Source organism: Brevibacterium sanguinis (assembly GCF_039528855.1).
Taxonomy (GTDB): Bacteria; Actinomycetota; Actinomycetes; order Actinomycetales; family Brevibacteriaceae; genus Brevibacterium; species Brevibacterium sanguinis.
In genome coordinates, this window is the sequence record NZ_BAAAMB010000023.1 from 1 (window position 1) to 6,701 (window position 6,701).

General features: G+C 67.5%; 7 protein-coding genes. 4 read left to right on the forward strand and 3 right to left on the reverse strand.

Annotated features, from left to right (window positions below; translation table 11 throughout):
* Nucleotides 1-74 precede the first annotated feature (74 nt).
* Together ABD154_RS17875 and trpS are read right to left on the reverse strand one after the other, a co-directional pair.
* Nucleotides 75-1,124, reverse strand: a complete 1,050-nt coding sequence (locus ABD154_RS17875; protein WP_137826622.1) for an App1 family protein phosphatidate phosphatase — start codon at nt 1,122-1,124, stop codon at nt 75-77.
* 64 nt (nt 1,125-1,188) lie between these two features.
* Nucleotides 1,189-2,187 carry a tryptophan--tRNA ligase gene (gene trpS / locus ABD154_RS17880; RefSeq protein ID WP_198498229.1) on the reverse strand — a complete coding sequence of 333 codons (999 nt, stop codon included), beginning with the start codon at nt 2,185-2,187 and terminating at the stop codon, nt 1,189-1,191.
* Nucleotides 2,188-2,451: 264 nt separating this feature from the next.
* Between trpS and ABD154_RS17885 the strand changes: the two genes are divergently transcribed.
* The 4 genes from ABD154_RS17885 to ABD154_RS17900 all read left to right on the forward strand — a co-directional run bounded on the left by ABD154_RS17885 (nt 2,452) and on the right by ABD154_RS17900 (nt 5,827).
* The gene (locus ABD154_RS17885; protein WP_198500918.1) at nt 2,452-4,671 is read left to right on the forward strand and encodes a carbon starvation CstA family protein; all 2,220 of its coding nucleotides are present in this window, start codon (nt 2,452-2,454) and stop codon (nt 4,669-4,671) included.
* Nucleotides 4,668-4,904 carry a YbdD/YjiX family protein gene (locus tag ABD154_RS17890; protein WP_332839519.1) on the forward strand — a complete coding sequence of 79 codons (237 nt, stop codon included), beginning with the start codon at nt 4,668-4,670 and terminating at the stop codon, nt 4,902-4,904. The genes ABD154_RS17885 and ABD154_RS17890 overlap by 4 nt, the downstream gene beginning before the upstream one ends.
* 114 nt (nt 4,905-5,018) lie before the next feature.
* Nucleotides 5,019-5,501 (forward strand): DMT family transporter, encoded by a 483-nt coding sequence (locus tag ABD154_RS17895; RefSeq protein ID WP_198498228.1) that lies wholly within the window; start codon nt 5,019-5,021, stop codon nt 5,499-5,501.
* Complete coding sequence (locus ABD154_RS17900; RefSeq protein WP_198498227.1) at nt 5,498-5,827, forward strand: DMT family transporter; 330 nt, start codon at nt 5,498-5,500, stop codon at nt 5,825-5,827. Before ABD154_RS17895 ends, ABD154_RS17900 begins: the two co-directional genes overlap by 4 nt.
* A gap of 110 nt (nt 5,828-5,937) precedes the next feature.
* Here ABD154_RS17900 and ABD154_RS17905 read toward each other — a convergent pair.
* Nucleotides 5,938-6,701 (reverse strand): exodeoxyribonuclease III (locus tag ABD154_RS17905; RefSeq protein ID WP_425546748.1); only part of this gene is annotated, 764 nt, incomplete at its 5' end.

Below are 6,701 nucleotides of genomic sequence, written 5' to 3' on the forward strand. Positions count from 1 at the left end.
CGAGACCGCCACCTGTAAGCGGCGGTCTCGACGCGAAGTGGCCGTTTCGATGCTTGGGTCCCGGGACTCCGAGGTCAGATCGTCGAGATGATCCCCCGCTCGGTCAGGCGCGAGGCGAGACCGGCGCCGTCGGGTGCATAGATCCACGGCACACCCTGCCCGCGGCCGTGGCGCTTCGAGCGACCACCGGCCCACACGGCCTCACCGACGGTGAGCTGGCGGATCGCGACGGCGGCGACGTTGTTCGGGTGGTTCTCGACGAACTCGCCGTAGAGCTCCTCGTCGTTCTGCCCGTCATCGCCGATGAGCAGCCACTTCATCCACGGGAAGTCGCGGGCCAGCCGCTCGAGGGTGTTGCGCTTGTGCTCCTTGCCCGAGCGGAAGACGCGGGTCGTCGTCGGCCCCCAGTCGGTGAGCAGCAGCGGCCCGATCGGATAGAGGTTGCGGGAGAGGAACCGCTTGAGCGTGATCGCCGAGTTCCATGCCCCCGTCGAGAGGTAGATGATCGGGGTGTTCGGCCGCATGTAGGTGATCCGGTCGTAGAGCACGGACATGCCCGCCACCGGCGAGCGCGCGTGCTCGCTGAGGACGAACGTGTTCCACGCGGCGAGGAAGGGTCGCGGCAGCGAGGTCACCATGACTGTGTCGTCGATGTCGGAGATGATGCCGAACGTCGAATCCTCACCGATGATGCGCACCGCGGCCGAGTCGACGAGCGACCCGTCGGTCCACAGCTCGATCTCCGTCTCCCCCGGGGTGAAGTCGCCGGGGATGACGGTGTCGATGATCCCGCCCCGGTCCGAGGTGACCATGTGCTCCTCGTCGTTGATCCGCACCCACGCCGTGTCGTTGGGCAGAGGGACGCTGACGAACGAGCGCCATCCGCGGACGCTGGCCTGCGCATCGGCCGAGGGGTGGCCGTCGGGGGTGAGCACGAGGCGGCCGAGGACCCGCACCCAGTCGGTGCCGCCGTACGTGTCGTAGGCGAGCACGGTCCGCTGGTAGCTGTGGTTGGTCGCTCGCGATTGGATCCACCCGTTGAAGCGGTCCTCGAGCCGGGCTGCGGTGTGCAGCATGTCCGGGGTCAGGTTGAGCGGTCCTTCTGCGGTCTTCTTCTTGGCCACGGCGGCTCCTCCACGCGCTCGGCGGGTACGTTGGGGTGGTCGTCGGGGTGTCCCGACGGCGGGTTCAGATGAAACCGACCTTGTCATAAACCTCGCGCAGTGTCACCTCGGCGATGGCGTTCGCCTTCTCCGCGCCGGCATCGAGGATCCGCTGCAGCTGGGCGCGGTCCTCGAGGAGCTCGAGCGTGCGCTCCCGCACCGGCGTCAGCGCCTCGACGGCCACCTCGGCGAGATCGACCTTGAGATGACCGTACATCTTCCCCTCGTAGTCGGCGACGATGTCGTCGACGGGCCGGTTCGTCAGCGACGAGTAGATCGTCAGCAGGTTCGAGACTCCGGGCTTGGCCGTCGGATCGAAGCGGATCTCCGTCTCATCGTCGGTGACGGCGGACTTGATCTTCTTCGTCAGGGCCTTCGGCTCGTCGAGGAGGTCGATGCGGCCGAGCGGACTCGGCAGGGACTTCGACATCTTCGCGTCCGGATTCTGGAGGTCGTAGATCTTCGCGGTGGCCTTGAGGATCTGCGCCTCGGGCACGACGAAGGTATCACCGAACCGGTGGTTGAACCGCTCGGCGAGGTTGCGGGTGAGTTCGAGGTGCTGGCGCTGGTCCTCCCCGACGGGCACCATCTGAGGGTTGTAGAGGAGGATGTCGGCGGCCATGAGGGCCGGATAGGTGAGCAGGCCGAGGGACACGTGACCCTGCTTCGCCGATTTGTCCTTGAACTGGGTCATCCGCGTCGCCTCGCCCATCGAGGTCGTGCACTCGAGCACCCAGCTCAGACGGGGGTGGGCGGGGACCTGCGACTGGACGAAGATCGTCGAGGCCTCCGGGTCGATGCCGGCGGCGATGAACTGCGCGGCCGTGCGCAGGGTCCGCTCCCGAAGCTCGGCCGGGTCCTGTTCGACGGTGATCGCGTGCATGTTGGCGATGAAGTAGAACGCGTCGTGGGACTGCTGATGGGTGACGAACTGCTGCAGGGCCCCGATGTAGTTGCCGAGATGGAGGGAATCGGAGGTCGCTTGGATTCCGGACACGGTGCGGGGCAGTGAAGTCGTCGTCATGGCTCCATTTTGCCATCTCGGCGCCCCGCCTCTCACGCCGCTGTCGAACACCCGCCGATGCCGGTCCTCCGGTTGCCGACGCCGCGTGACCCGCGGCACACCGCGGCGAGTATGATGTCATCCAGAACACATGATTCGCCAAGGCTCTTCACATGTTGAGGCTGGTGGGACGGGGTGCCGCACGACAAGGACCTCGACCGGCCGCAGCACGCGCAGGGACCGCCGGGCGGATCGTGGACGACCCAGCTCAATGAGGAGGACCGCGTGTCGGTTGAATACGTCAAGACCGAAGAGGGGCTGCCCCCGGTCGGTGTGGTGGAGAAGCCCCGGTGGACGCCGGGCAGGATCGTGCTCTGGGTGGCCATCGCCCTCATCGCCGGTGCGGGTTGGACGATGGTCGCCTTCGTCCGCGGGGAGAACCTCTCGGCGAGCTGGTTCGTCGCCGCCGCCGTCGGCAGCTACCTCATCGGATTCCGCTTCTACGCGAAATTCATCGAATGGAAGGTCTGCCGTCCGGACCCGCGGCGGGCGACTCCGGCGGAGATCAATGACAACGGCCGTGACTTCGCACCGACGGACCGTCGCGTCCTCTTCGGCCACCACTTCGCCGCGATCTCCGGAGCCGGACCGCTCGTCGGTCCGATCCTCGCCGCGCAGATGGGCTACCTGCCGGGCACTCTGTGGATCATCGTCGGCGTCATCCTCGCCGGCGGCGTCCAGGACTACATGGTCCTGTACTTCTCGGTGCGCCGCAACGGCCGCTCGCTCGGGCAGATGACCCGTGACGAACTCGGCAAGACCGGCGGTGTCATCGCCTCGCTCGGCATCATCCTCATCATGGTCATCCTCATCGCGGTCCTCGGCGTCGTCATCATCAACGCCCTCGCCGAGAGCCCCTGGGGCGTCTTCTCGATCGCGATGACCATTCCCATCGCCGTGTTCATGGGCGTCTACATGCGCTACCTGCGCCCGGGCAAGGTCATCGAGACCTCGGTCATCGGCGTCGTCCTCCTGCTCGCGGCGATCATCGCCGGCGGCTGGGTCAACAGCTCCCCCGTCTGGTCGGAGGTCTTCACCCTCGACAAGGTGACGCTCGCATGGTGCCTGATGATCTACGGCTTCCTCGCCGCTGTCCTGCCCGTGTGGGTGCTCCTCGCCCCGCGCGACTACCTCTCGACGTTCATGAAGATCGGCACGATCGTGCTGCTCGCCGTCGGCATCCTCATCGTCAACCCGACCGTGCAGATGCCCGCGTTCACCGAGTTCGCGTTCAACTCCGCCGGCCCCGCCTTCGCCGGTGCGCTCTTCCCGTTCCTCTTCATCACGATCGCGTGCGGTGCCCTCTCGGGCTTTCACGCGCTCATCGCCTCGGGCACGACCCCGAAGCTCATCGAGAAGGAGTCGCAGGCCCGGCTCATCGGCTACGGCGGCATGCTCATGGAGTCCTTCGTCGCGATCATGGCGCTCGTCGCCGCGATCTGCCTCGACAAGGGCCTCTACTTCGCGATGAACGCCGCCGAACCGCTGACCGGCGGCACCGCCCAGGGCGCCGCGGACTTCATCAACAACTCCCTCGGCATGTCGGGGGTCGAGACGACACCGCAGTTCCTCGAGCAGGCGGCGCGCGATGTCGGTGAGGAGAGCATCGTCTCCCGCACCGGCGGTGCACCGACCCTGGCCATGGGCATGGCGCAGATCCTCCACAGCGTCTTCGGCGGACCCGCCTGGATGTCGTTCTGGTACCACTTCGCCGTGATGTTCGAGGCGCTCTTCATCCTCACGACGATCGACGCCGGCACCCGTGTCGCCCGCTTCATGCTCAGCGACGCCCTCGGCAACTTCTCCAAGCGCTTCCGCGATCCCTCGTGGACGCCGGGCGCGTGGCTGACGACGGCGATCATGGTCGGTGCCTGGGGATCGATCCTGCTCATGGGAGTGACCGATCCGCTCGGCGGCATCAACACGCTCTTCCCGCTCTTCGGCATCTCCAATCAGCTGCTCGCCGCGATCGCCCTCGCAGTGATCTTCGCGATCGTGTGCAAGATGGGGCTCGCGCGCTACGCGTGGATCCCCGGCATCCCGCTGGCGTGGGATCTCATCGTGACGATGACGGCGTCGTGGCAGAAGATCTTCTCCTCCGATCCCAAGCTCGGCTACTGGGCTCAGCACTTCGCGTACCGGGATGCGCTGGCCGCGGGCGAGACCTCGCTCGGGGCGACCCAGGGAGTGGAGGCGATGAGCGCGGTCGTGCGCAACACCTTCGTCCAGGGCACGCTGTCGATCATCTTCGCCCTCCTCGTCGCCATGGTCGTCGTCATGGCGCTGTGGAAGTCGATCGAAGCCATCCGCAAGGGCTCCCTGCCGACGACGGAGGAGCCGTTCACCGAGACGAAGCTCTTCGCCCCGGCCGGCCTCATCGCCCGCCGGTCCGAACGCGAGGTCCAGGCCCAGTGGGACGAGCGGTCGGGCAGGAGTCGACCATGACCGAGACACCCTTGCTCACCCGAATGGCGAGGGATCCGTGGGGGTCCCTGCGCCGAGGCGGGGCCTGGCTGCTCTGGTACCTGAAAGAGATCATGGGTGAGAACGCCTACCTCCACTACCTCGAGTCCTATGAGCGCCGCCACGGCACTCGGGACGGCGCGATGGGAGAGCGGGAGTTCTGGCGCGATCACACCGATGAACAGGACCGCAACCCGAAGGCGCGCTGCTGCTGAGAGTGTCGATGCCCAGAGTGTGAACCGTCTGGACGGTTCACACTCTGGGCATCGTCGGTCTCACGTCGATAGACGGTCTTCCCCGAGGACGTGGTCATCGGGGAGGATGGACGGGTGCGAACGTGGGTGTTTCTGGCGGGAGCGATCCTCGCCGAGGTGACGGGGACGCTGTCGATGAAGGCGGCGATCGAGCATCCGGCCCTCTACATCCTCATGGCCCTCGGCTATGCCGCCGCGTTCGTCTTCCTCAGCCTCACACTGCGGTCGGGGCTGCCGCTCGGCATCGCCTACGGGATCTGGGGTGCCTCCGGTGTCGCACTCACGGCCGCAGCCTCGGCGCTGCTCTTCGCCGAGCCGATCACCGTCGTCATGGCGCTCGGCATCGTCGCCATCATGGCCGGGGTCATGCTCGTCGAAATCGGCCACCGCGGGCAGGACGTGCCGACGGTCGCCGCCACCGAGGCGGATTACCCGGCCGCGCCGCCCCGACCGGGGGCGGAGTCGCGGGCTTCGCGGGAGGCGGAATCGCCGCGGCGGGACGCCGAATTGCCGGCTCGGCGGCCAGCGGAATCGCAGGCTCGTCAGGAGGAGTCATGATCCTCGGCTGGGCGCTCCTCATCGGCGCGATCCTCCTCGAGGTCGCGGCGACCATCTGCCTGCGCGTGGCCTCGGTGGGCGGCTCGAAATGGTGGTACGCGGGTGTGGCCGGCGGCTACATCGTCTCCTTCAGCCTGCTCAGCCTCACCCTGCGCACCGGTTTCCCCCTCGGAGTTGCCTACGGGATCTGGGCGGCCACGGGTGTCGCGCTGACCGCGATCGCCGGACGCGTGCTCTTCCAGGAGCGCCTGACGAGACTCATGGTCGCCGGCATCGGCCTCATCATCGTCGGTGTCCTCCTCATCGAGGTCGGCTCCGCACTCTGATTTCAGCGGCTTCGGCCACGGCGGTTTCGATCCGCAGCCTCTGACCGTCGATCCGCGAAGCCGACGCTCGCCGCCGCCGCGGCACCACCTCGGCGCCGCGGCGGCTCACCTCACTGCGGGGCGGGCAGGTCGTAGTCGATGACGAGCGGGGCGTGATCCGACCAGCGCTCACCCCAGCTGTTCGCCCGGTCGACGGTGGCGACCGTCGCCGTTCCGGCCAGTCCCGGAGTGGCCATGTGATAGTCGATGCGCCACCCGGCGTCGTTGTCGAAGGCCTGCCCGCGCATCGACCACCAGGTGTAGGGGCCGTCGATGTCACCGGCGAGCTGCCGGTGGACGTCGACGAAGCCGACATCGCCGAAGAACCCGTCGAAGTACGCGCGCTCCTCGGGCAGGAAGCCGGCCTTCTTCCGGTTCGCCTTCCAGTTCTTGAGGTCCCGTTCGGTGTGGCAGACGTTGAGGTCACCGGTGACGAGCACGTGGTCGGCGGTCGCGGCGAGCTGCGGCATCCGCTCGGTCATCCGGTCGAGGAACCGGTACTTGTCGTCCTGCTTCGGGGTGCCTGCCTCACCGGAGTGGACGTAGGCGGAGACGAGGGTGAGCAGAGTGCCGTCGCCGAGGCGGTAGTCCGTCTCCAGCCATCGTCCGGCCCGATCGAAGTAGCCGTCGGATCCGATCCCCTCACGCGTCTCCACGGGGGCGGTCTTCGCCATGACGGCGACCCCCGCCCGGCCCTTCGCCTCGGCGTCGTGGCTGATCGTCGTGTACCCGCTCTCCTCGAGGACACCGAGGGCGATGTCGTTGGCCGCGCGGACCTCCTGGAGGGTGATGAAGTCCGGAGCGGAGACATCGACCCAGGCGGGCATCCCCTTCC

Excerpts from the sequence above, each read along its gene's own strand:
- trpS (WP_198498229.1), bottom strand. The coding sequence starts at position 2,187 with ATGACGACGACTTCACTGCCCCGCACCGTGTCCGGAATCCAAGCGACC.
- ABD154_RS17890 (WP_332839519.1), top strand. The coding sequence starts at position 4,668 with ATGACCGAGACACCCTTGCTCACCCGAATGGCGAGGGATCCGTGGGGG.
- ABD154_RS17900 (WP_198498227.1), top strand. The coding sequence starts at position 5,498 with ATGATCCTCGGCTGGGCGCTCCTCATCGGCGCGATCCTCCTCGAGGTC.